At 73.8% G+C, this 24,448-nt stretch carries 25 protein-coding genes; 13 read left to right on the top strand and 12 right to left on the bottom strand.

Translation table 11 applies throughout. The features are described 5' to 3' along the window. Nucleotides 1-388 precede the first annotated feature (388 nt). The 5 genes from murJ to IE257_RS22450 all read left to right on the top strand — a co-directional run bounded on the left by murJ (nucleotide 389) and on the right by IE257_RS22450 (nucleotide 6,118). Complete coding sequence (murJ, locus tag IE257_RS22470) at nucleotides 389-2,056, top strand: murein biosynthesis integral membrane protein MurJ (protein ID WP_229920584.1); 1,668 nt, start codon at nucleotides 389-391, stop codon at nucleotides 2,054-2,056. Then, nucleotides 2,046-2,822, top strand: coding sequence for a polysaccharide deacetylase family protein (locus IE257_RS22465; RefSeq protein ID WP_189971323.1), 777 nt, complete (start codon nucleotides 2,046-2,048; stop codon nucleotides 2,820-2,822). The genes murJ and IE257_RS22465 overlap by 11 nt, the downstream gene beginning before the upstream one ends. Beyond that, nucleotides 2,819-4,084, top strand: a complete 1,266-nt coding sequence (locus tag IE257_RS22460; RefSeq protein WP_229920583.1) for a glycosyltransferase — start codon at nucleotides 2,819-2,821, stop codon at nucleotides 4,082-4,084. The genes IE257_RS22465 and IE257_RS22460 overlap by 4 nt, the downstream gene beginning before the upstream one ends. Before the next feature lie 73 nt (nucleotides 4,085-4,157). Then, nucleotides 4,158-4,979, top strand: coding sequence for a YveK family protein (locus IE257_RS22455; protein WP_229920582.1), 822 nt, complete (start codon nucleotides 4,158-4,160; stop codon nucleotides 4,977-4,979). Beyond that, complete coding sequence (locus tag IE257_RS22450) at nucleotides 4,976-6,118, top strand: GNAT family N-acetyltransferase (RefSeq protein WP_189971321.1); 1,143 nt, start codon at nucleotides 4,976-4,978, stop codon at nucleotides 6,116-6,118. The genes IE257_RS22455 and IE257_RS22450 overlap by 4 nt, the downstream gene beginning before the upstream one ends. 5 nt (nucleotides 6,119-6,123) lie before the next feature. On the opposite strand, the gene IE257_RS39500 is transcribed toward IE257_RS22450, so the two are convergent. Then, nucleotides 6,124-7,800 (bottom strand): glycoside hydrolase family 26 protein, encoded by a 1,677-nt coding sequence (locus IE257_RS39500; RefSeq protein WP_189971319.1) that lies wholly within the window; start codon nucleotides 7,798-7,800, stop codon nucleotides 6,124-6,126. A 294-nt stretch (nucleotides 7,801-8,094) separates the two neighbouring features. On the opposite strand from IE257_RS39500, the gene IE257_RS22440 reads away from it, so the two are divergent. The 5 genes from IE257_RS22440 (at nucleotide 8,095) to IE257_RS22420 (ending at nucleotide 13,442) form a co-directional block, all read left to right on the top strand. Next, entirely contained in the window at nucleotides 8,095-9,453 is a 1,359-nt protein-coding gene (locus tag IE257_RS22440; RefSeq protein WP_372453088.1) for a carboxylate--amine ligase, read from the top strand. Nucleotides 9,454-9,520: 67 nt separating this feature from the next. Then, nucleotides 9,521-10,822, top strand: coding sequence for an NAD(P)-binding domain-containing protein (locus tag IE257_RS22435; RefSeq protein WP_189971582.1), 1,302 nt, complete (start codon nucleotides 9,521-9,523; stop codon nucleotides 10,820-10,822). A 24-nt stretch (nucleotides 10,823-10,846) separates the two neighbouring features. After that, nucleotides 10,847-11,104: a hypothetical protein gene (locus tag IE257_RS22430; protein ID WP_189971315.1), complete on the top strand. Its 258-nt coding sequence runs from the start codon at nucleotides 10,847-10,849 to the stop codon at nucleotides 11,102-11,104. Between the two features lie 11 nt (nucleotides 11,105-11,115). Next, the gene (locus tag IE257_RS22425; RefSeq protein WP_229920581.1) at nucleotides 11,116-13,203 is read left to right on the top strand and encodes a SpoIIE family protein phosphatase; all 2,088 of its coding nucleotides are present in this window, start codon (nucleotides 11,116-11,118) and stop codon (nucleotides 13,201-13,203) included. Nucleotides 13,204-13,274: 71 nt separating this feature from the next. Next, a complete protein-coding gene (locus tag IE257_RS22420; RefSeq protein ID WP_189971313.1) occupies nucleotides 13,275-13,442 on the top strand; it encodes a hypothetical protein in 168 nt (55 codons plus the stop codon). 46 nt (nucleotides 13,443-13,488) lie between these two features. Here the strand turns inward: IE257_RS22420 and IE257_RS22415 are convergent, their stop codons facing one another. Further along, nucleotides 13,489-13,926 carry a DUF6299 family protein gene (locus tag IE257_RS22415; protein WP_189971311.1) on the bottom strand — a complete coding sequence of 146 codons (438 nt, stop codon included), beginning with the start codon at nucleotides 13,924-13,926 and terminating at the stop codon, nucleotides 13,489-13,491. 156 nt (nucleotides 13,927-14,082) lie between these two features. On the opposite strand from IE257_RS22415, the gene IE257_RS22410 reads away from it, so the two are divergent. Then, nucleotides 14,083-14,700, top strand: a complete 618-nt coding sequence (locus IE257_RS22410; RefSeq protein ID WP_189971309.1) for a DUF4352 domain-containing protein — start codon at nucleotides 14,083-14,085, stop codon at nucleotides 14,698-14,700. Between the two features lie 56 nt (nucleotides 14,701-14,756). Next, on the top strand, nucleotides 14,757-15,251 hold the full coding sequence (locus IE257_RS22405) for a DUF5949 family protein (RefSeq protein ID WP_052872786.1): 495 nt from the start codon (nucleotides 14,757-14,759) through the stop codon (nucleotides 15,249-15,251). Between the two features lie 97 nt (nucleotides 15,252-15,348). Here IE257_RS22405 and IE257_RS22400 read toward each other — a convergent pair whose 3' ends face one another. Beyond that, nucleotides 15,349-16,602, bottom strand: coding sequence for a cytochrome P450 (locus IE257_RS22400; RefSeq protein ID WP_189971307.1), 1,254 nt, complete (start codon nucleotides 16,600-16,602; stop codon nucleotides 15,349-15,351). Between the two features lie 88 nt (nucleotides 16,603-16,690). Next, entirely contained in the window at nucleotides 16,691-17,857 is a 1,167-nt protein-coding gene (locus tag IE257_RS22395; RefSeq protein WP_189971305.1) for a low temperature requirement protein A, read from the bottom strand. Nucleotides 17,858-18,128: 271 nt separating this feature from the next. Between IE257_RS22395 and IE257_RS22390 the strand changes: the two genes are divergently transcribed. Beyond that, the gene (locus tag IE257_RS22390) at nucleotides 18,129-18,341 is read left to right on the top strand and encodes a hypothetical protein (RefSeq protein WP_189971303.1); all 213 of its coding nucleotides are present in this window, start codon (nucleotides 18,129-18,131) and stop codon (nucleotides 18,339-18,341) included. Nucleotides 18,342-18,363: 22 nt separating this feature from the next. Here IE257_RS22390 and mscL read toward each other — a convergent pair whose 3' ends face one another. From mscL to IE257_RS22350, 8 genes are all read right to left on the bottom strand, one after another. Further along, nucleotides 18,364-18,858, bottom strand: a complete 495-nt coding sequence (gene mscL / locus IE257_RS22385; protein ID WP_372453087.1) for a large conductance mechanosensitive channel protein MscL — start codon at nucleotides 18,856-18,858, stop codon at nucleotides 18,364-18,366. A 120-nt stretch (nucleotides 18,859-18,978) separates the two neighbouring features. Beyond that, nucleotides 18,979-19,386: a hypothetical protein gene (locus tag IE257_RS22380; protein ID WP_308278786.1), complete on the bottom strand. Its 408-nt coding sequence runs from the start codon at nucleotides 19,384-19,386 to the stop codon at nucleotides 18,979-18,981. 252 nt (nucleotides 19,387-19,638) lie between these two features. Then, nucleotides 19,639-20,472, bottom strand: coding sequence for an orotidine-5'-phosphate decarboxylase (pyrF, locus tag IE257_RS22375; protein WP_229920580.1), 834 nt, complete (start codon nucleotides 20,470-20,472; stop codon nucleotides 19,639-19,641). 16 nt (nucleotides 20,473-20,488) lie between these two features. Next, nucleotides 20,489-21,046: a carboxymuconolactone decarboxylase family protein gene (locus tag IE257_RS22370; protein ID WP_189971297.1), complete on the bottom strand. Its 558-nt coding sequence runs from the start codon at nucleotides 21,044-21,046 to the stop codon at nucleotides 20,489-20,491. A gap of 127 nt (nucleotides 21,047-21,173) precedes the next feature. Beyond that, entirely contained in the window at nucleotides 21,174-21,659 is a 486-nt protein-coding gene (locus tag IE257_RS22365) for a hypothetical protein (RefSeq protein WP_189971295.1), read from the bottom strand. Nucleotides 21,660-21,694: 35 nt separating this feature from the next. Next, entirely contained in the window at nucleotides 21,695-22,528 is an 834-nt protein-coding gene (locus IE257_RS22360; protein WP_189971293.1) for an S-methyl-5'-thioadenosine phosphorylase, read from the bottom strand. Between the two features lie 81 nt (nucleotides 22,529-22,609). Next, nucleotides 22,610-22,930: an FmdB family zinc ribbon protein gene (locus tag IE257_RS22355; protein WP_189735399.1), complete on the bottom strand. Its 321-nt coding sequence runs from the start codon at nucleotides 22,928-22,930 to the stop codon at nucleotides 22,610-22,612. Between the two features lie 68 nt (nucleotides 22,931-22,998). After that, the gene (locus tag IE257_RS22350; protein WP_189971291.1) at nucleotides 22,999-24,405 is read right to left on the bottom strand and encodes an MFS transporter; all 1,407 of its coding nucleotides are present in this window, start codon (nucleotides 24,403-24,405) and stop codon (nucleotides 22,999-23,001) included. Between the last annotated feature and the right edge of the window lie 43 nt (nucleotides 24,406-24,448).

Genomic DNA, 24,448 nt, shown 5'->3' with positions numbered 1-24,448 from the left:
CACTGCGGACCCCGGCAGCGCCGGACGCCCGGCCGGCGGCTCGAACCCGGCCGGGTACCCGCGGAGCGTGGCCGGGCCTCCGGCCGGGCGGCCCGCCGCAGTCGCCGGGGCGCCGGCACCGGCGGATCCGGGATTCGTCGCCGGGGGGCTCCCCGGTGGTGAACCGGGAGCGCGCAAGCCCGTGTTCGGCTCCGCCGGGTATCCGGGAGGCGCCGCGGGCCGGCACAGCGTACAGGTGGCCGCGCGGGCCGGAAGCCGTGCCCACCACGGGGCCGAGTCTTCCGTCACCCCCGGCGGGAGCGGCTCCGCCGTCGGATCCGAGCCCCAGGCGGCCGGTCCTGCCGCCACGCCCGGCGGGAGGGGGCGGCTCCGTCGGGCCCGTCGCGCAGTGGGGCTCTCCGTCACACCCGGTGGGGACCGGCCGCCGGACGAGTCCGCCACGTCCGGCGGGAGCCAGCCGCTCGGCAGGTTCCTGGCCAAGGCCGCCGCCGTCACCGCCGGGTTGACCGCGGCCGGCGCGGTGTTCGGGCTGGTGCGCGACCAGACCATCGCGCACCTCTTCGGCGCCGGGCACGACAGCGATGCCTTCCTCATCGCCTGGACCGTGCCCGAGATGGCCTCGACGCTGCTGATCGAGGACGCCATGGCGCTGCTGATGGTGCCCGCCTTCAGCCACGCCCTGGCCCGGCGGGCCGCCGCCAGGGCCGGGCTCACCCGCCGGGAGGCCCGCATCCAGGACCCCGTAGGGCTCCTGGTGGGGGCGACCCTGCCGCGCCTCGTCGTGCTGCTGGCCGCGGTCGCCACCGTCCTGATCATGGCCGCGCCGGCCGTCGTCGCCGTACTCGCTCCCGGCCTGCCCGACCCCCGGCTGGCCATCGAGTGCACCCGGCTCACGGCGCTGACCGTGCTCTCCTTCGGCATTGCCGGGTACTTCAGCGCCGCGCTGCGGGCGCACAGGTCCTTCGTACCGCCCGCCGCGATCTACGTGTCGTACAACGTCGGCATCATCGGCACGATGCTGGCCCTGCACGCCCAATGGGGCGTACGGGCCGCAGCCGCGGGGGTCGCCGTCGGCGGGCTGCTGATGGCCCTCGTCCAACTGCCCGCCTTCGTGCGGAACGTGGGCTTCGGCCCGCCGCGCGCCAAGCGGTCCGCCCCGCGCAACCAGCGCGACCGCGACCGTCCCACCCTCATCGCCTTCGGGGTCATCGCCCCGGTGATCTTCTTCGCCGTCTTCCGGCAGTCGCAGGTGCTCGTCGAGAGGTTCCTGGCCGCCTCCCTCCCGTCCGGGGCGATCTCCCACCTCAACTACGCGCAGAAGGTCGCGCAGATGCCGATGGTGCTCTCCCTGATGATCTGCACCGTCACCTTCCCCGTCGTCGCCCAGGCCATGGCCGGGGGAGAGCGGGAGAAGGCCCGGCGGCGGGTGGAGCGGGACCTCGCGCTGGCCTCCCTCGCCGTCCTCATGGGCACCGCACTCGTCATCGGCTATGCGCCCCAGATCATCCAGGTCCTCTTCGAACGCGGTGCCTTCACCCACCGGGACACCCTCGCCACCGCCTCCGTCATGCGCGTCTACGGATTCGGACTCCTCGGCCACTGCCTCGTCGGAGCTCTGTCCCGGCCCTTCTTCTCGACCGCCCGGCCCACCTGGTTCCCGGCGTTCGCGATGGGCGCCGGCCTGCTCGTCAACATCGTGGCCGGAGCCTTCGCCGTCGGCTGGTGGGGCACCTACGGCATCGCCGCCGCCAACGCCGCCGGCATCTCCACCACCGCCGTCCTGCTGCTCACCGGACTCGGCTCGCGGATCATCACCATCCAGGTCCGCCGGGTCGCCGTCAGCATCGGCAGGCTCGGCGTCGCCGCCGTCGCCGCGGCCGCCACCGGCTGGATCGCCGGCCCGATGATCCCCGACCCGATGCTCAGCGCCGCCCTCGGCTGCCTGCTGGTCCCGGCCATGTTCGGAGCCACCGGCATGGCCATACGCGCCCTCGAAGTCACCGCCCTGCCCGGTCAGATCTCCCAGCTCACGCAGAGGTTCCGCAATGTCCGCTGACACCGACACGGCCCCCGCCGCCGTGGTGGTCCCCGCCCGCCGGGCCGCTTCGCCGTGGGTCCTGATGTACCACTCGGTCGCCGAGTTCACCGACCCCGCGGAGGATCCGTACGGGATCACCGTCACCCCCCTCGCCCTGGAGGCCCAGCTGCTGTGGCTGCGCTCCCGCGGCCTGCGCGGAGTGTCCGTCGGTGAACTGCTGCGGGCCCGCGCGGCCGGGCAAGGGGCCGGACTGGTCGGGCTGACCTTCGACGACGGCTACACCGACTTCCTCACCCACGCGCTGCCGCTGCTGCGCCGCCACGACTTCACCTCCACCCTCTTCGTGCTGCCCGGGCGGCTCGGCGTGGACAACGTGTGGGACCCGCTCGGCCCGCGCAAGTCCCTGCTCACCGCCGAGGGCATCCGCGAAGTCGCCGCCGCCGGACAGGAGATCGGCTCGCACGGGCTGCTCCACCAGGACCTCACCGCGACCCCCGACGACCTGCTCCAGCAGGAGCTGCGGGGCAGCCGCGACCTGCTGCGCGAGCTGACCGGCACCCTGCCCGAAGGGTTCTGCTACCCGTACGGCCACCTCGACGCCCGCGTCGTCGACGCCACGCGGGCCGCCGGATACGGCTACGCCTGCGCCATCGACCCCGGACGCCTCGCGGGCCCGCACGCGCTGCCGCGTACGCACGTCAGCCAGGCCGACGGCGGCGCCCGGCTGCGGATCAAGCAGCTCCGCCACCAGGTCCGCGAGCTGCGGCGCGGGGTGCAGCGGTGAAGACGCTCCAGTCGGTCAAGGCACTGCACATCATCACCGGGCTGGGCGTCGGCGGCGCAGAGCAGCAACTGCGCCTGCTGCTGCGCCACATGCCCATGCGCTGCGACGTACTGACGCTGACCAACCCCGGGCCCGTGGCCGAGGGGCTGCGCGCCGACGGGGTCCGGGTCGTCCACCTCGGCATGCGGGGCAACCGGGACCTGGGGGCGCTGCCCCGGCTGGTGAAGTTCATCCGGCGCGGACAGTACGACCTCGTCCACACGCACCTGTACCGGGCCTGCGTGTACGGGCGCCTCGCGGCCCGGCTGGCGGGCACCCGGGCGACCGTGGCCACCGAACACTCCCTCGGCGAGGGCGAGATCGAGGGCAGGCCGCTGTCCGGCGGCGTGCGCACGCTCTACCTGGCCAGTGAACGCCTGGGCGCGGCGACGGTGGCCGTGTCGGACACCGTGGCCGCCCGGCTGGAGGGATGGGGGGTGCCGGCCGCGCGCGTGCACGTCGTACCGAACGGGATCGAGGCCGTCCGCTTCCGCTTCGACGAGGGCGTCCGGCGGGCCACCCGGGCCCGGACCGGGCTGCCCGAGCGGGCCTTCGTGGTCGGCGGGGTGGGGCGGCTGGTCCCGGGCAAGCGGTTCGACGTCCTGGTGCGGGCCGTGGCCGCGCTGCCGGGGGCGCACCTGCTGCTGGCCGGGGACGGGCCGGAGCGCGCGCGGCTGCGCCGGCTGGCCGCCGAGCTCGGCGCGCAGAGCCGGATCCACCTGCTGGGAGAGCGGGACCCGCTGGGCGACAGCGCGGACGGCCGCACCCCGGGCATTCCGGCGCTGCTGGCCGCCATGGACGTCTTCGTCTCCCCGTCGAGGGAGGAGGCCTTCGGGCTCGCCGTCGTGGAGGCCCTGGCTGCCGGGCTGCCCGTGCTGCACGTGACGTGCCCGGCCATCGACGACCTCCCGGCGGCGCAGGCCCCCGGAGCCCGCCGCATCGGCACCGGCACCGAGGAACTCGTGGCCGCCCTGCGCGGCCACATGGAGGCGGGCGCGCGCCGGCTGCCCCCGCCGCCGGTGGTCCGCCGCTACGACATCGCCCGCAGCGCGCGGCAGCTGCTGGACGTGTACGACCTCGCCCTCTCGGCCGCGCCGGGTGCCACCGGTGCCACCCGGGGCCGCGGGTCTGCCGCCGCCCCCGTGCCCGGCGGCAGAGCCGTCGTCGGCGCCCGGCGCGAGCCGGTCGGCCCCGAACCGGCGGAGCCGACCGGCACCGGCTGATCCGTCCCCCTCCCCGACGGGGTCCCGACGGGACCCGAAGGAACTCCCCTCCACCCAGGAAGCGAGCACGTTCATGGCCGATACCGCCGACCAGAAGAAGTCCGAGAAGAAGGCCGAGAGCAGGGCCGAGAGCCGGTCCGAGAGCCGGTCCGAGAGCCGGTCGGAGCGGAGGGCGGACCACCGCTCCGAGCGCAGGCCGCGCCGCCGCAGGCTCTCGGTGCCCCTGTGGTGGCCGCTGCCCGCCTGCGCCCTGCTGGGGCTGGCCGCGGGCGGGGCGTACGGGGTGCTCAAGGCCCCCGAGTACGCCGCCACCAGCTATGTCGTCGCCGTGCCCGACGACACCACCGAGCCGGCCACCGCCCTCGGCTTCGCGCAGGCCTACGCCCGCATCGCGACCAGCAGCTCCACCCTTGCCTACGCCCAGCCGCGCGCGGGCATCAGCGCCGTGAAGCTGCGTACCCAGGTGCGCGCGGAGACCTCCCCCGAGTCTCCGATGATCGCCATCACGGGCACCTCGAAGAGCCCCGCCGAGGCCGCCGACATCGCGAACGCGGTCGCCGACGCACTGTCCCTGAGCAGCAATCAGGCCGCCAAGAACACCGGCGTCCAGCTGCTCCTCTTCAACCAGGCCGTCGCCCCCTCCGAGCCCGCCTCCCCGTCCGCCGCCATCAGCGGCGCCGTCGGCCTGTGCGCCGGTGGACTGCTCGGCGGGCTGTGGCTGCTCGCCCGGCCGGGCCGCGCCCGGCGCGGCGAGGAGAGCGGGGTCCGTGCGGCCGCCGCCTCCCCCGTCGAGTCCTCGGTGGAGCCCGCCGTCGACTCCCCGGTCGAGGAGTACGCCTCGCTGCCCGCCCAGGGCGAGCCGGCCTCGGCCAAGGAGAAGGAGTCCGTTCGATGACTTCGGGCTCCGCCGGGGCCCTGTCGGTGACGCTGTGCCGCGACCCCCGGCAGTTCGCCGCGCTGGAGGAGTCGTGGAACAGGCTCTTCCGCGGCTGCCCCACCGCCACCCCCTTCCAGAGCCACGCCTGGCTGCACTCCTGGTGGCTGTCGTACGGCAAGGAGGGCCGGCTCCGGATCGTCCTCGTCCGGCGCGGTGAGGAGCTGGTCGGCGCGGCCCCGCTGATGCTCGTACACCGGCCGATGCCGCTGCTGGTGCCGCTCGGCGGTCCCATCACCGACTACTTCGACGTGCTCGTGGCCGCGGAGCACGCCGGCCAGGTCGTCCCGGCGCTGGCCCGCGGGCTGCACCGGGCGGCCCGCGGCGCCGTGGTGGACCTGCGGGAGGTACGGCCCGGGGCCGCCGTCGAGGAGCTGTACCGGCAGTGGCCCGGGGTCTCCCGCCGGCTCGCCGACTCCACCTGCATGGAACTGCCCACGCTGCCGTTCGACGAGCTGGTCAAGCGGATGCCGGCCTCCGGCGCCCAGCGGGTGCGGGCCAAGCTGCGCAAGACCGACGCGGCCGGGATCGAGGAGCACGAGGTCACCGAGCAGGAGGTGCCGCGTGCCGTACGGACCCTGCTGCGGCTGCACGAGAAGCAGTGGCGCGGCCGCGGGGTGACCCCCGAACACCTGCGGCCCCGCTTCGCCGAGCACCTCACCCGGGCCACCCGGCGGATGGTCCGTGCGGGCGAGAGCCGGCTGACGGAGTTCCGGCTGGACGGCAAGGTGGTGGCGGCCAACGTCACGCTGCTGTCGTCCGGGCTCAGTGGCGGCTACCTGTACGGGGCCGACCCGGACCTGCGCAGCCGCAAGGTGGACGTGGCGACGCTGCTGCTGCGCTACGAGGCCGGGCGGGCGCTCGCCGAGGGCCGGCCGGTGGTGAGCTTCCTGCGCGGCAACGAGCCGTACAAGAACCACTGGCGGCCCGCGACGGTCGTCAACCAGCGCTTCCTGCTGGCCACGGCGGCGCTCGCACCCCTGCTGCGTGTGCACGAGTCGCAGGTGTCGGGGCGCGAGCGGGCGGTGGACGTGCTGCGGGAGGCGCTGCCGGCCGCCAGGGACTGGCGGGCGCGGCTCAACGAACTGCGGGTGCGATGACCCGTCTAGAAGGGCCAGAGGCCGGAGCCCTTGCCGAAGTCCAGCTTGATGCACACCGCCTGCTTGCCGACCAGCTTGGAGAGCCACTCGCCGAAGTTGAGCGGCACGCACCACTGCTTGCTGTTGACCGGCGGCGGAGGGGTCGGCTCGGGCAGGGGCTTCGGCGGGGTGGGCTCGGGCTTCGGCACGACCGGGCTCGGGGTGACCGGGCTCGGGACGACCGGGCTCGGGACCGGCGCCGGGGTGACCGGCGAGGGCGCCGGCGCCTGGGGCGTGGGGACCGCCGGCGTGGGCTCGGGGGCGGGCTCGGGCTCGGGGACCTCCGGTGTCGGGACGAGCGGGCTGGGCGTGACCGGCAGCGGGACGACCGGGCTCGGGACGACCGGGCTCGGGACGACCGGGCTCGGGACCGGCGTCGGGGTGACCGGCGTCGGGACGAGCGGGCTCGGGGCCACGGGCGACGGCGTGGGTGCGGGCGTGGGCTCGGTGGCCTCCGGCGTCGGCACCACGGGCGTGGGCACGGGGACTTCCGGCGTCGGGACCTGCGGGGTCGGGACGGGGGGTGTCGGGACCTGAGGCGTGGGCACCTGGGGCGTCGGGACCTGCGGGGTCGGCACGACCGGCGTGGGCACCACGGGGGTGGGGACCACCGGGGTCGGGACCACGGGCGTCGGCACCACCGGGGTCGGGACCACCGGGCCGGGCCGCTCGGGCGTCAGCGCGTCGCGGAAGACCTTCGCGGACTGCGGGTTGTCCTTGCACTGCCACACGCCGTGCGGGCAGTAGTCGGTGATGGTGTGGTAGAGCGGCTTGTGCTGCTGGATCCACTTCAGCATGCGCCGCACGTACTCCGGATTGTCCCCGCGCCGGAACAGCCCCCACTCCGGGTAGGAGACCGGCTTGCCGTGTGCCTTCGCGAAGTCCACGTGGTGCCGGAGTCCGTACGGCTGGGTGATCTGGTCGTCGAAGTCCTGGCCGGGACCCTGGTCGTACGAGTCCATTCCGATGACGTCGACCACGTCGTCGCCGGGGTAGCACTTCGTCCAGCCGATCGCGTCCGTACCCCTGTTCGGGGCGAAGTCGAACTTGAACTTCTGCCCGGGGACGGCGCGCATCGTGTTGACGATGCGCCTCCAGTACGCCTTCCAGTTCTCCGGGTCCGGTGCGCAGCGGTGGGTGTAGGTGACGCCGTTCATCTCCCAGCCGAGCACGATCACCGTGTCCGGGACGCCCAGCTCGACCAGGCGCTCGCCGAGCTCCCGGAAGTGCCGGTCGTACCGGCCCTGCGCGCCCGCCCTGATCAGCTGGGCCACCCGGTAGTCGGGTACCCGGGCCTCGTTGCGCTCCTGCATGGGCACGTTGAGGACGAACATCCGGTCGTCCTCCTCCTGGCGCCATTCGGCCCAGTCGTCCAGGAACGACACCCGGCCCTCGATGCCCGCCCACGAATCGCCGGGCAGATAGGTGTGCCCGACCCGGATCTCCTTGCCGCCCAGCCAGCTCGACAGGTGCGGGATCCGGGCCACCCCCGGCGGCCCGTAGTCGAGATAGGCACCCATGGCGATGTCGGAGCCCTCCGGCCGGTCCTCCTCCGGAGCCGCGAGCGCGGCGCCGGTGGCCAGCAGTCCGGCCGTGACCGTACCGATGCAGGTGCTCGCCAGTCGGCGGCGTGGTGTGGGCATGGCGTCTCCCGAGCTTTCCTGAATCGGTGTGCTTACCAAAGACGTTAGGCATCAGATCTGATGAATGGCCTGTCCGGTGACTGCCGCGTAGGCCATTAGCAGGTGCGCACCACCCCCGCTTGGTCCGACTAGGTGAAAGACGCCGTTGCCATGCACGCGTATCTCAACCATGTGCCCGCCGTTGTGCTCAGACTCGATCGCAATCCGTTCCACCACGGAACCCTCGGCGCCGTCAGATCCCTTGGCCGCAAGGGCGTGGAGGTCCATGCCGTCGTCGAGGCCGGGGGAGGTCCCGTGGGGCGTTCGCGGTACCTGCGCGCCGTGCACTCCGGGCCGGCGGGCGGGCTCGACCCCGAGGCGCCGGAGACGCTGATGGAGTGCCTGAACGGGGTGTCGGAGCGGATCGGCCGCCCGGCCGTGCTCATCGCCATGGACGACCTGAGTGCGATCGCCGTGTCCCGGGTCGCGCCGATGCTCCGCGAGCGTTTCCGCATTCCCCATCAGCCCGACAACCTGCCCGCCCGGGTGGCCGACAAGGCCGAGCTGTCGCGGCTCTGCGCGCGGTGGGACGTCCCGCACCCGGAGACCGTGATTCCGGCGAGCGGGGCCGAGGCGGCCGAGGCGGCCTGGCGGCTCGGCCTGCCGGTGGTCGCCAAGTGGAGCCGGCCCTGGCTGCTGCCCGCCGGGGCGGACGGGCTGCGCAGCACCATGCTCCTGCACACCACCGCCGAGGCGCGCCGGCTCTACGAGCGTTCCGCCGAGGCCGGGAGCCGGCTGCTGCTCCAGCGTTTCCTGCCGGCCGGGCCGGACACCGACTGGTTCTTCCACGGCGCCTTCGCGCGGGGCGGGCGGCCGCTGCTCGCGGGCTCGGGCCGCAAGGAACTGTCCTGGCCGGTGCGGACGGGGCTGACGGCCGTGGGGCGCTGGCTGCCGGATCCGGCGGTGGAGGAGGCGGGGCTGCGGCTCGCCGAACGCCTCGGCTACCAGGGGATCCTGGACCTGGACTTCCGCCGTGACGAGCGGGGCTGCTTCCGGCTGGTGGACTTCAACCCCCGGCCGGGGGCGCAGTTCCGGCTGTTCGCGGACGCGGCCGGGCTCGACGTCGTCCAGGCGATGTACCTGGACCTGACGGGCCAGCAGGTCCCGCAGCCCTCGGGCGGCCCGGGCCGGGTGTTCGTCGCCGAGAACTACGCGCTGCTGGCGGCGGTCCGGGGCGGGGCGCTGCCGCGCCGCCGGGCGGCGCGCCCCGTGGAACCGGCCGGGTCGGCCGGGTCGGCGGGGGCGTCGGCGTCCGTGCCGCCGGACGCGGACCGGCAGGCGGCCCCGAAGCGGGCCGCCGAACGCGGGCGGGTCGAGACGGCCTGGTTCGCGGGCGACGACCTGATGCCCTTCCTGGCGATGCTCGGCGCCCTGCTGGGGCGCGGCGCGGGGAAGGGCGTACGGGCGCTGCGCGGGGTTCCGGAGCAGGGGCGCCGTACGGCGCGCGCGGTCGTCCGCGCACCCCGCCAGCGCGGTCGGAGCCAGCCCTCCGCGGGCTCCACCGGCTCCACCGGCTCCACCGGCTCCGCGGGCTCGACCGGCTCCGCGGGGCCGGCCTCCCGGCCCGTTCCGCCGGAGGCCTCGGCCGAGCCGGACGAGCTGGTGACCCGTTGAAGGTGCCTGTCGCCGCGGACCGGGCCGGGCCCCTGACCATCGAGTGGGAGGAACGGCCGTGACGCGGATCGACGATCTCGTGGTGATCGGCGCGGGCCCGTACGGGCTGTCGATCGCCGCCCACGCGGCCGCCGCGGGGCTCGACGTACGGGTGCTGGGGCGGCCGATGGCCTCCTGGCGCGACCACATGCCCGACGGCATGTACCTGAAGTCGGAGCCCTGGTCGTCCAATCTGTCCGCGCCCGACGGGCGGCACACACTGGCCGATTACTGCGCCACCCGCGGAACGGCATCGGAACACGGCACTCCGCTGCCGATCGGCACGTTCAGCGCGTACGGGATGTGGTTCGCCCGTCAGGCCGCGCCCGAGGTGGAGGAGGTGACCGTGCTGGAGGTGACCCCGCAGGGCGACGGCTTCCGCGTCCGCACCGCCGAGGGCCCGCCCCTGCTCGCCCGTACGGTGGCCCTCGCGGTCGGGGTGATGCCCTTCGTCAACCACCCCGATGTGCTGCGGGACCTCCCGCCCGGCCACTACTCGCACAGCAGCGGCCACCAGGACCTGAGCCGCTTCGAGGGCCGCGAGGTGGCCGTGCTCGGGGCCGGGCAGGCGGCCCTGGAGACGGCAGCCCTGCTGGCCGAGCAGGGCGCCAGGCCCTGCCTGGTTGCCCGGCGCTCCCGGCTGAACTGGAACACCGTGCCGCAGCCCCTGGAGCGGCCCCCGCTGCGGGCCCTGCGCGATCCCCACAGCGGGCTCGGCACCGGCTGGCGCAGCTGGGTCTGGTCGGAGCTGCCCTGGGCGGTGCGCCGGCTGCCCGCGCCCACCCGGGAGCGGATCGCGGCGACCGCGCTGGGCCCGGCCGGGGCCTGGTGGTTGCGGGACCGCTTCGAGCGGCGCGTCCCCGCCCTGCTCGGGCACCGGCTGCACCGGGCGGTGGCGGTGGGCGAGCGGACCCGGCTCGGGCTGACCACCCGGGCGGGGGAGTCCGTGGTGCTGGACACCGCGCACGTCATCGCGGCCACCGGGTTCGTCCCGGAACTGGCCCGGCTGGAGCTGCTCGACGCGGGGCTGCGGACCGCCCTGGAGACCGTGGGGCGGAGCGGGGCGCCGGAGCTGAGCCCCGGGTTCGAGTCCTCGTGGCCCGGGCTGTTCTTCGCGGGGCTGCTGTCGGCTCCCTCATTCGGCCCTTCCATGCGATTCGTGCACGGCGCGGGCTTCACGGCGGGGAGACTGGTGAGAGGAGTCCGCAAGCGCCTCGGCGCCCGGGGTCCGCGGCCGGGTTCCCCCGGCGCCGCCCGGCCGGACCGGGCTGCGTCCCCCGGGCACCTTCCGGGGGTACCCCCAGGGCATCCGAAGACGTATCTGCGGTGAGATCCGCGGAGAGAGGGGTCCGTGATGAGCTCGGAGCGAGGGCAGGGCCGCGGCTGGGTACGCATTCCCGCCAGCCGTGGGGAGCAGCCCGCCAGGGCCAGGGCCGGCGGGTACGACCGGGCCCCGTACGCGGGTCCGTACGCGACGGCCTCGCACGCCGACCAGCCCACGATCTACCTCTCCGTGGTCAAGCGCTGGCGGGAGGCCGGGCGCACCCTTCCGGGGCATCCTGACGAGGAGTGGGAGAGGCTGATCTCCCAGCCGTGCTGGCCCGGCCGTTAGGGGGTGTGGACGTGGCAGCGGCGGAACGCGACGGACCCGAGCCGGTCCGGCGGTCCCAGGGGACCTCTCCCGGGGAGCGGTTCGCGCTCAACGGGATGGGCAGTCTCGAATGGGACCTGGGCGCCGGGACGGTGGTGCTGGACGAGGCCGCGCTGGAGGTCTTCGACCTCGGCCCGGAGGAGTTCGACGGAACCGTGCCCGGGGTCGGACTGCGCGTCCCGCCCGCGGACGGGGTCCGGCTGACCGAGATCATCGAAGGGGTCCTGGCGGGCGGCGGGGACACGTACGGCGCGTACTTCATGGTGCAGCGGCGCGACGGCCGCGACCAGTGGACGCACACCGCGGGCCGGCTGCTCCGGGACGGCGCGGGGCAGCCGGAGCGGATCGTGGGGATCGTCCGGGACGCCACGGCCGAGCTGGCCCAGGCGACGCTGCTGCGCAAGCTGGAGGCGGCCCGAGCCCAGCAGACCACGATCGTGCAGCGGACCACGGAGGCCCTGTCGCGGGCGGTGACGGTGGACGACGTCACGGCCGCGCTGACCGGGGCGGGCGCGCTGGAGCGGCTCGGTGCGGACGGGCTGGCCCTGGGGCTGGTCGAGGGCGGCACCATCAAGATCATCGCGCTGAGCGGGGAGTCGCTGGACATCCTGAGCGAGCGCCGGTTCACCCGGCTGGACGGTTCGCTGCCGCTGTCGCAAGCGGTGGTCACCCGGCAGGCACGTTTCGTCACCTCGCTCAGCGAGCTCGACGGCGAGTTCCCGCTGCTGTCGGAGTACCTGGACCGGATCCAGTACGACGCGGCCGCCTACCTGCCGCTGATCGCGCAGGCCAAGGCCATCGGCGGGCTGGTCCTGTTCTACCGGCGCCGCAGCGAGTTCAGCCCGGAGGAGCGCAATCTCTGCCTGGGCCTGGCGGGCATCGTGGCCCAGTCCCTCCAGCGGGCGCTCCTCTTCGACCAGGAGCGGGAGTTCGCGACCGGTCTGCAGGCCGCCATGCTGCCGCGCCGGATCCCGGAGATCACCGGCGGCGAGATCGCGGTCCGCTACCACGCCGCCTGGAGCGGGCGGGAGGTCGGCGGGGACTGGTACGACGTGATCGCACTGCCCCGCGACCGCGTCGGCGTCGTCGTGGGCGACGTCCAGGGCCACGACACGCACGCCGCGGCCATCATGGGCCAGCTGCGGATCGCGCTGCGGGCGTACGCGGGGGAGGGCCATCCCCCCTCCACCGTGCTGGCCCGTGCCTCGCGCTTCCTCGCCGAGCTCGACACCGAGCGTTTCGCCACCTGCATGTACGCGCAGGTGGACCTGGAGACGGGCGGCATCCGGGCGGTCCGCGCGGGCCATCTCGGCCCGCTGATCCGCCACACGGACGGGCGTACGGGCTGGCCCAATGTGCGCGGTGGGCTGCCGCTCGGGCTGGCCACCTTCTTCGAGCACGAGGAGTTCCCCGAGACCCGGCTCGACCTGGTCCCCGGGGAGACGCTGGTGCTGTGCACGGACGGCCTCGTGGAGGAGCCGGGCAGCACCATCACCGCCGGCATGGACGCCCTCGCCCGGGCGGTGCGCAGCGGACCGCAGGACGCCGGGGCGCTCGCCGACCACCTCTCGGACCGGCTCTGGGAGCGCTGGGGCTCCGGGGACGACGTGGCCCTGCTGGTGCTGCGCCGGGCCCCCGACCCGGGTACCCACCGGGCGCCGCGCATCCACCAGTACGTCCACCAGGCCGACCCGGAAGGCCTCTCGGAGGCGCGCTACGCCCTGCGCCAGGCCCTGCGCGACTGGGGCATGCCGGATCTCGCCGACGACGTGGAACTGGCGGCCGGCGAACTCCTGGTCAACGCGCTGCTGCACACCGACGGCGGGGCGGTGCTGACCATGGAGGTGCTGCCGGAGCCGGTCCGCAGGATCCGGCTGTGGGTCAAGGACCGCTCCAGCGTGTGGCCGCGCCGGCGCAGCCCGGGCGAGGCGGCCACCACGGGGCGCGGTCTGCTGCTGGTGGACGCGCTGGCGACGCACTGGGGCGTGGAGTCCCGGGGCGACGGCAAGGCGGTGTGGTGCGAGTTCGATGCCGGGGGCGCTCCCCGGAGCGCGGGGTGACCGGGCGATCACCCCGGGTTGTGGGCCGCCGGGGGTGGGGTGATGATGCGAGCCATGGAACGGATCGTGTTGTGCGCGGGCTGACCAAGGCGGCCGTGACGGGCGCCCTGGCCGCACTCCTGCTCGTGGCCGGGGTGCCGGCCGTCGTGGACCGGGTGACGGGGCGGTCCCACGCGGACCCCGAATGCCGGTCGGTGGCTTTCATGTCGATGACGGACGTCGCCCCCGACTGCCGGTAGCGGCGGCTACCGGCCTCGGGCGGGTGCCCCGGGCCCGCCGCACGGCTCAGTGCTCGCGGACCTCGACGTCCTTGGTGTCCTGGGCGACGGTGGTGACCGACCGCGGCATCAGGCCCGAGAGCCGAACCTCCTGGAGCTCCGCGGTGACCACCGCCCGCCCCGGGCGCACGTTCACGAAGGCGCCCGGTGCGTTGGCCACCCAGCGGCGCTCCTGGCCGTCGCAGACGAGCTGCTCCGCGCCGATGCTCAGCCGGCCGCTGCCCTCCTGGGCGACGGTCGCCTTGATCTGCATCGCCCCCAGGGGTGACGCCTGCTCGCAGTGGTACTTCCCGGAAAGGGTGACGGCGCCGTCGTGGGCGACGTAGGCGTCCTGTACGGAAATCCCTTGATTGAAAACGGTGGCGCCGGCCGGAGCGGTGAAAAGCGTGGTGGCGGCCAGTGCGGAGAAGGCCGCGAGGGACATTCGGCGGGCGGAGCTGCGCATTCATTCCTCCTGGTGTGTCGGACGGCGGGATTCCGCCGGAACGCATTGTGCTGGCAGTCGGGCGTACGCACTTGCTCCGCGCGCTCGTGTCGTTGTGCGCGATTTGCAGGTCGGGGGCGTGAGACTGACCGAAATACGTCCCAGAAGGGATCTCGCATGCGCCAGCCCGCCTCGCTCGCCCCCGCCTTCGCTCTTCGCCCCGCCCTCGCCGCCACCGCCCTCCTCCCGCTCCTCCTGTTCGGCTCCACGGGCTGCCAGAGCGCACCCGAGGGAGCGGCGCTCGCCCCGGCCGCCGCGCCCGCGGTCCCGGTGGACGACGGGGTGCCGGGCGCGGCGGAGGAACCCGTACGGACCGGTGCGAAGGATGCCCATGTGGGTGACCCCGTACGGGTGCACGCCCGGCAGGTCGGCCGGCACCTCCAGGTCGAGCTCGGAGCGTTCGTGGACCCGGCGATCAGTGTCGAGAAGAACTTCGCCCCGCCCGCCGGGAAGCGCTGGGTGGCCGCATCGATGTCCTTCGTCAACGTGGGCGGAGCCTCGTACGGGGCTCTCGGACGCATGTGGGCGCACGACAGCGCGGGGCAGCGTCACCCGGTGGTGAAGACCGGCGAGCTGACGACCGGCAAACCGATCGTCTTCGATTCCCTGGAGGTCGGTGAGCGGGTCGAGGGATGGGTCGTGTTCGAAATCCCGGAAAGCGCACGCATTGTGCGTCTCCAGTACCAGGACGCGAACATGCAGACGAACACCGGAGAGGGATTCTGGGCCGTCTAGCCCGGCCGGGTGAAGGGCCGTGAAAGGCCCGGCGGAGAGAGCACTAGGGTGCGCGCATGACTTCTACTCAAGCCGAAATCGACCGGTCCCAGCTCGGCACCCTTTCGGTGCTCGCCTGGATCGGCGATCCCGAAGAGGCGCACGACATCCCGTACCTCCTCGCCTACACCCTCGGTGACGGCCCGCAGGGCCGGGAAGCGGGCGAGGCGGCCGCCCGCGGGCTGCTGGAGGAGATCGGCCTGCCGATCGGCGACGTGGTCATGGACGGCACTCTCAAGGCCGCCACCTTCCCCGTGCAGATCCTGCTGGAGGGCAACCAGATCGCGCTCACCCTGCCCGGGATGAACGCGCGCTGCACCGCCCCCGACGAGTGGGTCGCCGCGGCCGACGAGAGCGGGCAGGCGTACTTCCTCTTCGCCACCCGCGCCTGGCCGGAGGCGGTCCCGGGCCGACCGGTCGCGCCGGAGACCCTGCAGGCGTTCGCGGGCGACGAGTCGGTGCTCACCAGCAGCGCCCACTGCGTCCTCGCCGTGCGGCGCGTCCAGCGCTAGGCTCCGGCCGCCGTCCCCACCCGCTCCGGCCGCCGGGCTCCCAGCCCGCCCGGTGGCCGGCTCCGCCCTTCTGCGGGCCGGCGGCCGAGGGGCGCGGTCAGGGGCGTTCGAAGGCGAACCGCAGCGAGCGGACCCGGTTGTCGAAGTTCGACCCCGCCAGGTCCGGCAGGCCCACCGCCCGCAGCCCGACCGGCCGGGTCAGCAGCTCGCGGAACAGCGCCTTCATCTCCACCCGGGCCAGGTGCGCGCCCAGGCAGAAGTGCGGGCCGCCGCCGCCGAACCCCAGGTGCGGATTGGGCGAGCGGGTGATGACGAAGGCGTCGGGGTCGGGGAAGACCGCCTCGTCGCGGTTGGCGGAGGCGTAGTAGAGGACCACCTTGTCGCCCGGCCGGAACAGGTGCCCGTCCATGGTGTGCTCGGCGGCCACCGTCCGGCGGAACTGGATGATCGGCGTCGAGTGACGGATCATCTCGTCCACCGCGCCGTCCGCGTACGCCTCGAAGTCCGAGAGCAGCAGGTCCCGCTGGTCCGGGTGGTCGGTCAGCAGGGTCAGCCCGTGGGTGATCGCGTTCCGGGTGGTCTCCACCCCGGCGACCATCAACAGGGAGAAGAAGGCGCCGAGCTGGCGGGCCCCGAGGGCCTGACCGTCGACGTTCGCGCACACCAGCGCCGAGATCAGGTCATCGGTGGGGTTCTTCCGGCGCTCCCGCCCGATCCCCGCCACCATCCGCTGCATCCGGGCGAGCGCGCGCAGACCGCGCCCCGGCATCCGCAGCCGGGAGGCAAGGCCCCGCTCCACCCCGATGTTCTCGGAGGCGTGGTTGACGCGGTCGGCGATCTCGGCGCGGTAGTGCTCCGGGATGCCCATCATGTTGCAGATGACCTCCAGCGGCAGCCGGGAGGCCACGGCGGAGACGAACTCGTCGGGCCGCCCGGCCAGTACGTCGTCCACGATGCGGGCGGCCACGGCGTGGATGTCGGCCTCGGCGGCGGCCAGCAGGCGGGGTGTGAAGGCGCGCTGCACGATCTTGCGCAGCTGGGCGTGGTCGGGGCCGTCCAGATTGACCATCGAGTCCCCGAAGAGGGCCCGCACCCAGCGGGCCGGCTCGGGAGTGGTCACGCCGGGGGCGCTGGCGAAGACCTTCGGCAGCCGGCTCGCCTCCTGCACCTGGGCGTGGCGTACGAGGGCCCAGTGGCCGGGGCCGGACCCCTCCGGGACGTGGACCGGTCCCTCGGCCGCGCGCAGCCGGGCGAAGGCGGCGAGGCGGTGGGCGGGGGGCTGCTGCCAGAAACCTGGCTCGGCCAGCTCCCTGCCGGGGTCGGTGCCGTGGCGTTGTGCCGGGAGTGTCAAGGCAGGGCCTCCAGTCGGTGCGCGTCGTTCTGCGCTGGAGAACGGTGGCGGGGGCGCGGGAGTGACGGTTCGGGGAGCCTGCGGGGATTCAGACGGCGCTGGTGGCGCCGGCGCCGGCGCGCGTGGACAGGGTCAGGCCGACCGCCACCGTCAGCACCCCGACGAGGCCCGCCCACAGGACGGCGTAGACCCCCGTCCAGGTGCAGGCGAGCGTCACGAGGGCGGACACCGGCAGGACCAGCTGCTGGGCGAGGCCGCGCTTGAAGTGGCGCGAGTGCAGCAGCCACACCATCAGCAGGAACAGCGCGGTCGGGACCATGACGGCGGCGTTCGCGGCGACCTGGGAGATGTGCGCCTTGCCGACCGCGTGCTCGACGGCGACCTCGATGCCGGCGCCGATCGCCGCGCCCGAGGCGAAGATCAGCAGGTGCCCGTACCCCCACGGGATGGCCTCGCGGTTGGACGTCAGGTGCTCGTGCATCGGCACGGCGAAGTAGATCCACCATGCGGCGAAGACGATCAGCAGCCCGCCCGCCGCGATGGGCAGCAGCTGGTCCAGCGCCTCGTGCTCGTCGATCGCGGACTTGACGGCCACCGTGGCCGCGGCGATCGTCTCGCCGAGCACGATGATGGTGAACAGGCCGTACCGCTCCACGATGTGGTGCGCGTGCCAGGGCGTCTGGTGCCCCCGCTCGGCGATCACCGGAACCGCCAGCTCGGCGAGGAGCAGGACGACGAACAACCAGCGCTTCATGTCGTCGGGGACGAACAGCAGCCCGATCCAGCCCAGCTGGCAGACCACCAGCCCGGCCGCGTACTTCAGCGCCGCAGTCCGGGCCGGGCCCTGCTCGCAGGAGGCGGCCCGCAGCCACTGCGCCGTCAGCGCGACGCGCATGATGATGTAGCCGGTGACGGCGACGGCCCAGTCGTTGTCGTCGAAGGCCCGGCTCACCCCGGCCGCGTACACGAGCACGCCGGCGATCTGCACGAGCGTCGCGATCCGGTACGGGACGTCGTCCACGTCGTAGGCCGAGGCGAACCAGGTGAAGTTCATCCAGGCCCACCACACGCCGAAAAAGACGAAGAAGTAGCCGACGACCCCGGCGCCGGGATGGCCCTCCGCGAGCGAGTGCACCAGCCGGGCGCCGGCCTGCGCGATGGCGACGACGAAGCAGAGGTCGAAGAACAGCTCCAGCGGGGTGGCGGCGCGGTGGGGCTCGTAGGGGCTGCGCGCGCTCATGGGGGTGTAGGCCATACCGGCCAGGAGATCAGAGGGAGGGACCTCCGACGGGGCGGACGCGCGGCCCGCACATCCGGTGTGCCCCGGGCGGATGCCTGATCGTGTCGCTGCTGCGGCCGGGCTTCGCGGTGGGCGCCCCGGACCTCGTGCACCACGGTGGCGGCCAACGCCGCCTGCGGCTCCCACGCCGCCTGCGCGGCCGGGCGCCGGTGGTTCCACGCCCGCAAGGATGCCGAGGCGCCCGGCCGAGCCGGGCCGGGAACCGGGCCGGCCGTACCCTGGAGGCATGAGCAGCGCCCCCGCCCCCGAGCCGCAGTCCCCGCGCCCCGCCCCCGAGGCGGACCGGCCCCGCCCGAAGCCGAGGCTGGTCTTCGACGACCCGCTGGACCAGCAGTCCTCGGACGACACCGACCGGGGCTGGGGCGAGCGGCCGCCCGCCGGCGGAAGCGCGGCCGACCTGGCCCGCTTCCTCGACGAGAAGCCCCCGCACCACATCTGATCGGCCGAGGCGGCCGGATCGGTCAGAACCCGTCGCGCACACCGGTCGGGGCCGCGCCATTGACGCGCTGTGCGACCAGGGTGTCGCGGATCTCCTTGAGGACCTCCAGCTCGGTGATCTCCATGGTCTCCTGCACACCCTGGCGCGCCTTGCGACGGGCCTCCTGCCTGGCGAGGTACTTCGCCATCGGCAGCACCATGAGGAAGTACACGACCGCGGCGGTGATCACGAAGGTCAGCGTCGCGTTCAGCACCGAGCCCCAGAGGATCTCGACACCCGTCGGCTGGCCGTTCGCGCCGATGCCGCAGGGCGCCTTGAGGCAGGACCTGTAGTTGTCCAGGCTCTGCGTGCCGACCGCGCCCACCACCGGGCTGATGATTCCCTTGACCACCGAGTTCACGATGTTCGTGAACGCGGCGCCGATGACCACGGCCACCGCCAGGTCGACCACGTTGCCGCGCATCAGGAAGGCCTTGAAGCCTGCCAGCACGCTCTCCTTCTTCTTCTCGCTCACCACTGAGCCTTTCTTCACATGTGCCGAACACGGAGCCAACGGTTCCGAAAGCTACGGCAGTGCGGGTGCGTCGTGTCCAATCGGCCCTGGCCCCGAGGTGACTTGACTGGCCCTGTGTGCGAATCAGCACAGCGTCACCGCCAGCCGCGTCGTGGCACCCGCGCCCACGAGAACCCGCGCGGTGTCCCGCGGCACGGACAGCACCACCAGCGCACCGCCGTCCGCAACACCCTTGTCGGGATCGGGAACTTCGGCAACCCGCGCCCCGGCGGCCACCACCCTGGGCGGCCCGGTCCGCTCCGCCGCGACCACATCCACCAGGTCCCCGGGCCGCAGCAGTCGCACGGTCGCGGCGTCCGCGATGCGCACCGGGGCCGACACCATCCGCACCGCCGCGGGTGGAGCGTCCCGGGCGACCCGTGCCCCGGGCGGTGCGGCGCCCCGCGAAGCCTGTGCCTCCGTCCCGCCCACCGCCAGCGCCGCCGCCACGACGGCCAGCGCGGCCGAGGCGACCCGCCGCCGGCGCCGCACGGCACGGCGCAGCCGATCCCCGCCCCGCCCCACCCGAAGCGGCGGGAACGGCGGGACCGGGCGGGCGGGGGGACATGCGGAGGAAGTCGAAGAGGCCGTGGAACAACGGGACATGACGAACACCACCAGACGGAGTGAGAAGCCGGGTCCGGACCCTCGCCCGGACACGTCCCACGATCCGGCCTCCCGCGGAATCCCGCCGGAGCCTGTGGACGATCCCGGGCCTGTGGACAACCCCGTCACCCGCACGGGTCACCCAGCGGCCCGCACCACCCGCCGCAGCGCCGCCAATGGGTCCGCCGCCCGGCTGACGGACCGGCCCACCACCACGTGCGAGGCCCCCGCCGCGAAGGCCGCCCGGGGCGTCCCCGGCCGGGCGTGCCCGCCGGCCGTCCCTCCGAAGCCCACCGCGCCCCGGCGGCCCTTGACGCCCGCGCGGCCCTCGGCGGCCTCGTCGTCCTGGGCGCCGTCTTCGGCCTCCGGCCCCAGGGTCACCCCCGGTGTGACGACCAGCCGGTCGGGCCCCAGCAGCTCACGCAGGACCCCGGCCTCCCGAGGCGATGCGACGACCCCGTCGCATCCCGCGCCCACCGCCAGCCGTGCCAGCCGCAGCACCTGCTCCTCCGTACCCGCGTCGACGCCGATGTCCGCCAGGTCGCTCCCGGTCATGCTCGTGACCACCGTCAGCGCGAGCACCCGGAGCCGCGGGAACTCCCGCGCCGCCTCCACCGCCGCGGACATGATCCCCGTACCGCCCATGGCGTGCACGGTCACCATGGACGCGCCCAGCGCGCCGGCGGCCCGGACGGCGCCGGCCACGGAGTTCGGGATCTCGAAGAGCTTCAGGTCGAGGAAGACCTCGTGCCCCCGCTCGACGAGGTCCCGTACGAGTCCGGGGCCGGCGGAGACCAGCAGCTCCAGGCCGATCTTGTAGGAGCCACAGGCGTCGCCGAGGCGCTCGACGAGCGTCTCGGCGGCCCGGCGGTCGTCGAAGTCGAGGGCGACGATGACCCTGCGGTCGGCAACTGCAGGATCGACGGCGGGGGTGACGGCGATGGCCGGGGCGGGGGCGGGGTCCGTGTTCACGCCGTCATTGTCGAGGTCATCGTCCGGTCGGGACCCGGCAGGCCTCCGAAAAGCCCTGACTGGTCAGACCGAAGGCGCTGTTGACGCGCGAGCGCCAGTTCTCCAGCGCGACCGTCGCGGTCAGCTCGACGAACGCCTCCTCGCCGAGCCGCACGATCAGTTCCCGCGCGAGCTCGTCCGTGACCGTCGGCGCGGTCTCCGTCATGGCCTCCGCGTACTCCATGACCAGCAGTTCCAGCTCGGTGAACACCTCCGGGGCCTCCCGCCACCGCGGCACCCGTTCGATCTTCTCCGCCGGCACGCCCAGCTCGTGGCCCTCCCAGTAGCCGAAGTCCATGCACCACGAGCAGTTGATGCGGGCCGCCGACGCCATCACCGCGAGGTGCTTGAGGCCGGCGTCGAGCGCCTTCCACTTCGCCGCGCTCCGCTCCAGGCGGACGTAGGACAGCAGCACCTGCGAGTGGTGCCCGTACGCCCGGCCCGGGTCGAGCACCTTGCCGTAGGTGCGGCGCGAGTACCAGGAGCCGATGCGCATGAGGAGGGTGCGGGGCGGGGTGAGCGAGATACGCGGCATGACAGTCATCTCCCGGGCAGGGGCGGTCGTTTTCCGCCTTCACCAGGAAGGACCGGACAGCCCGGCCGGATGTGACAGCCGGCCGCTACATGCTCTCCACTACCCGCTCTCCACCACCCGCTCTCCGCTACGCGCTCTCCGCGGCGGGCGCCAGACCGAGCGCGCCGAGCAGCCGGTCCGCGAGGTCCTCCGCGAAGGCCTCGGAACCGGTGAGAGCGGCCCGGATGCCCTCGCGGTCGGCGGTCAGCCCGGCGTCGGCCGCCCAGTCGAGCGCGCCCGCCAGGGCCGGCTCGACCGGGAAGCGGTCGACGGGTATCTCGTAGTCCTCCGCGGTGTCCCGGTTCAGCAGCGCCTTCCAGCGGCCCCCGGAGAAGGTGGCGGCGTCGACGAAGCCGACGTCACTGTCGAGGTGGTCCACCGTGAACACCGGTGCGCCGGTCCGCCGCGCCAGTGCCGGGGCGAGGCCGCCCGGCTGGTCGGCGCAGTACACCGCCGCCCAGCCGCCGCCCAGGTCGGCATCGGCGTCGAGGCCCGCGCACCCCGCCTCCGCCGCGAATTCCCGCAGCTCCTCCACCGTGGCACGCGCCACGGCCATCCCCCCTGAATTTCCCATGCACGCAGGGTAGGAGCCGCCACTGACAGCGGTCCCTACGGGAGCTCGATGCCCAGGTCCCAGCCGTCGTGGGCGTGCGTGCACAGGCAGTCCCGGGTCTCCGTGGCCGGCAGGGCCGCCACCGCGTCGAAGAGGACCTCGCGCAGCCGCCCGACGTTCTCGCCGAACACCTTCAGGACCTCCGTGTGGGACACCCCCTCGCCGGTCTCGGCGCCCGCGTCCAGGTCGGTGACCAGGGCCATCGAGGTGTAGCAGAGCCCCAGCTCACGGGCGAGGACCGCCTCCGGGTGACCGGTCATGCCGACCACCGACCAGCCCGCCGCCGCGTGCCAGCGCGATTCGGCGCGCGTGGAGAAGCGAGGTCCCTCGATGACGACCATGGTGCCGCCGTCCACCGGCTCCCAGCCGCGTCCCCGTGCCGCGGCCAGTGCCACGGACCGGCCCACCGGGCAGTACGGGTCGGCGAACGTGGTGTGCACGACGTTCGGAACGGAGCCGTCCGGCAGCGGCTCGCCGTCGAAGAAGGTCTGGGCGCGGGCCTTCGTACGGTCGACCAGCTGGTCGGGAACGAGCAGCGTGCCCGGCCCGTACTCGGCTCGCAGGCCGCCGACCGCACACGGGCCCAGCACCTGGCGCACCCCGACGGAGCGCAGCGCCCACAGGTTGGCCCGGTAGTTGATCTTGTGCGGCGGGACGGTGTGACTGCGGCCGTGCCGGGGGAGGAAGGCCACCCGGCGCCCGCCCAGCTCGCCCATGTACAGGGAGTCGCTCGGGGGTCCGTAAGGGGTCTCCACCTGTATTTCGGAGACGTCCTCCAGGAAGGAGTAGAAGCCCGAACCGCCGATGACACCGATCTCTGCGTTCACCATGCGGTCCACCCTAAGGCCCTGCCGTGGGCATGCCGAAGGCCCCGCTGCCGGTACGGCGGGCGGGGCCTCGGGGGGAAGCGATCAGGCGGCCGACGTGGAGCTGCTGCTCGACGAGCTCGACGACGTCGAGGAGGACGAGGCGGCCGGAGCGGCGGCAGCGGTCGACGTCGAGGACGACGAGGAGCTGGACGACGGCTTCGAGGCAGGGGTGCTGCTCGACGACGCGCCACGGCTGTCGTTCCGGTAGAAACCGGAGCCCTTGAAGACGATGCCGACCGCGGAGAACACCTTCTTCAGGCGTCCGTCGCAGCTCGGGCACACGGTCAGTGCGTCATCGGTGAACTTCTGCACGGCCTCAAGGCCCTCACCGCACTCGGTGCACTGGTACTGGTAGGTCGGCACGAATTTCCTCCTGGCACTCTGACTCAATGAGTGCTAACGACGGCTCCATGGTGACGTATTCCGGCGGATCAGTCCACCGTCACCGGCACGCGGTGACCCATCCCACGCTCGTTCACCCGGTTACGGGAGGCCGACGGGGCGGTGGCGGGGGCGGTGGCCGGGGTGGTGGCCGGGGCATTTGCCCGGCCCTTCGCCGGGGTCTCCGTACGGGTCGCGGGCGCGGCCTCCTGTGCGGATGCGTTCACGATCCGGCTCGGGGCCTTCGGGGCCAGCTTCGCCCGCAGCGCCAGCAGGGCGGCGAGTGCGAGCGCGGTGGCACCCATGGGCACCAGGAAGCCGAACGAGGATCCGTGCGCGTCCGTCAGGCGGCCGGCCAGGATGACGGCGACGGCCTGACCGAAGGCGATCGAGCCGGTCAGCCAGGTGAAGGCCTCGGTCCGGGCGCCCGCGGGGACCAGCTGCTCGACCATCGTGTAGCCGGTGATCAGCGCCGGGGCGATGAACAGGCCGACGACCAGGCCGAGCGCGCCCAGCAGGATCATCGAGTTCGCCGCCCACAGGACGGACGCGGCGGCGGTGAGGCCGATGTAGCCCAGGATCAGCCGGCGGCGCGGGCCGATCTTCCAGGCGATGGCGCCCATCGCGATGCCGGCGATCATGTTGCCCGCGGCGAAGACTCCGTAGAGCAGGCCGTTGGCGCCGGGGTTGCCGATCTCGTTGGAGAAGGCGGCGAGGGAGACCTGCATGCCGCCGAAGACGGCGCCGATCCCGAGGAAGGCGAAGATCAGGACGCGCAGGCCGGGGAAGGACAGCGCGAAGGCGCGCTTCTCACCGGTGGCGGACGGGGCGTGGGTCTTGGGCTGGGTGGCCCGCTGGGCCGCGAAGAGCAGGCCGCCGAGCAGGCTCAGCGTGGCCTCGGTGACCAGGCCGGCCGCCGGGTGGACGCCGGTGCACAGCGCGGTCGCGAGGACCGGGCCGACGACGAAGGTGAACTCGTCGGTGACGGACTCGAAGGCGGCGGCCGTCGGCAGCAGCGGCGAGCCCTCCAGCTTGGCGGCCCAGCGCGCCCGGACCATGGGTCCGACCTGCGGCACCGAGGCACCGGTGGGTACGGCGGCCAGCGCCAGTGCCCAGACCGGCGCGTCCAGCAGCGCGAGCGCGGCCAGGCCGGTGACGGCGGCGGAGTGCGCGAGGACCACGGGCAGCAGGACGGCGGTCTGGCCGAAGCGGTCGGTGAAGATGCCCATCAGCGGCGCGGACAGCGCCATGGAGATACCGGTGACGGCGGCGACGATGCCGGCGCTGCCGTAGGAACCGGTGGTGTGCTGGACCAGCAGCAGGATGCTGATGGTCAGCATTCCGAAGGGGAGCCGCGCTGCGAAGCCGGGGAGTACGAAGCCGAGGGCGCCGGGAGTGCGCAGGAGCTGCCCGTAGCCGGGGCGGGCGGACGTGTCGGTCGTGACCGCGGATGTCACGGCCTTGCCTTTCCGCTGCCTGGTAGAGCTTCCCCGTCTGCGG

Origin of the sequence: Streptomyces avidinii (assembly GCF_014650695.1) — a bacterium.
Taxonomy (GTDB): Bacteria; Actinomycetota; Actinomycetes; order Streptomycetales; family Streptomycetaceae; genus Streptomyces; species Streptomyces avidinii.
The sequence above is the reverse complement of the archived record's forward strand: the minus strand, read 5'-3'. Positions and strand labels throughout refer to the sequence as shown.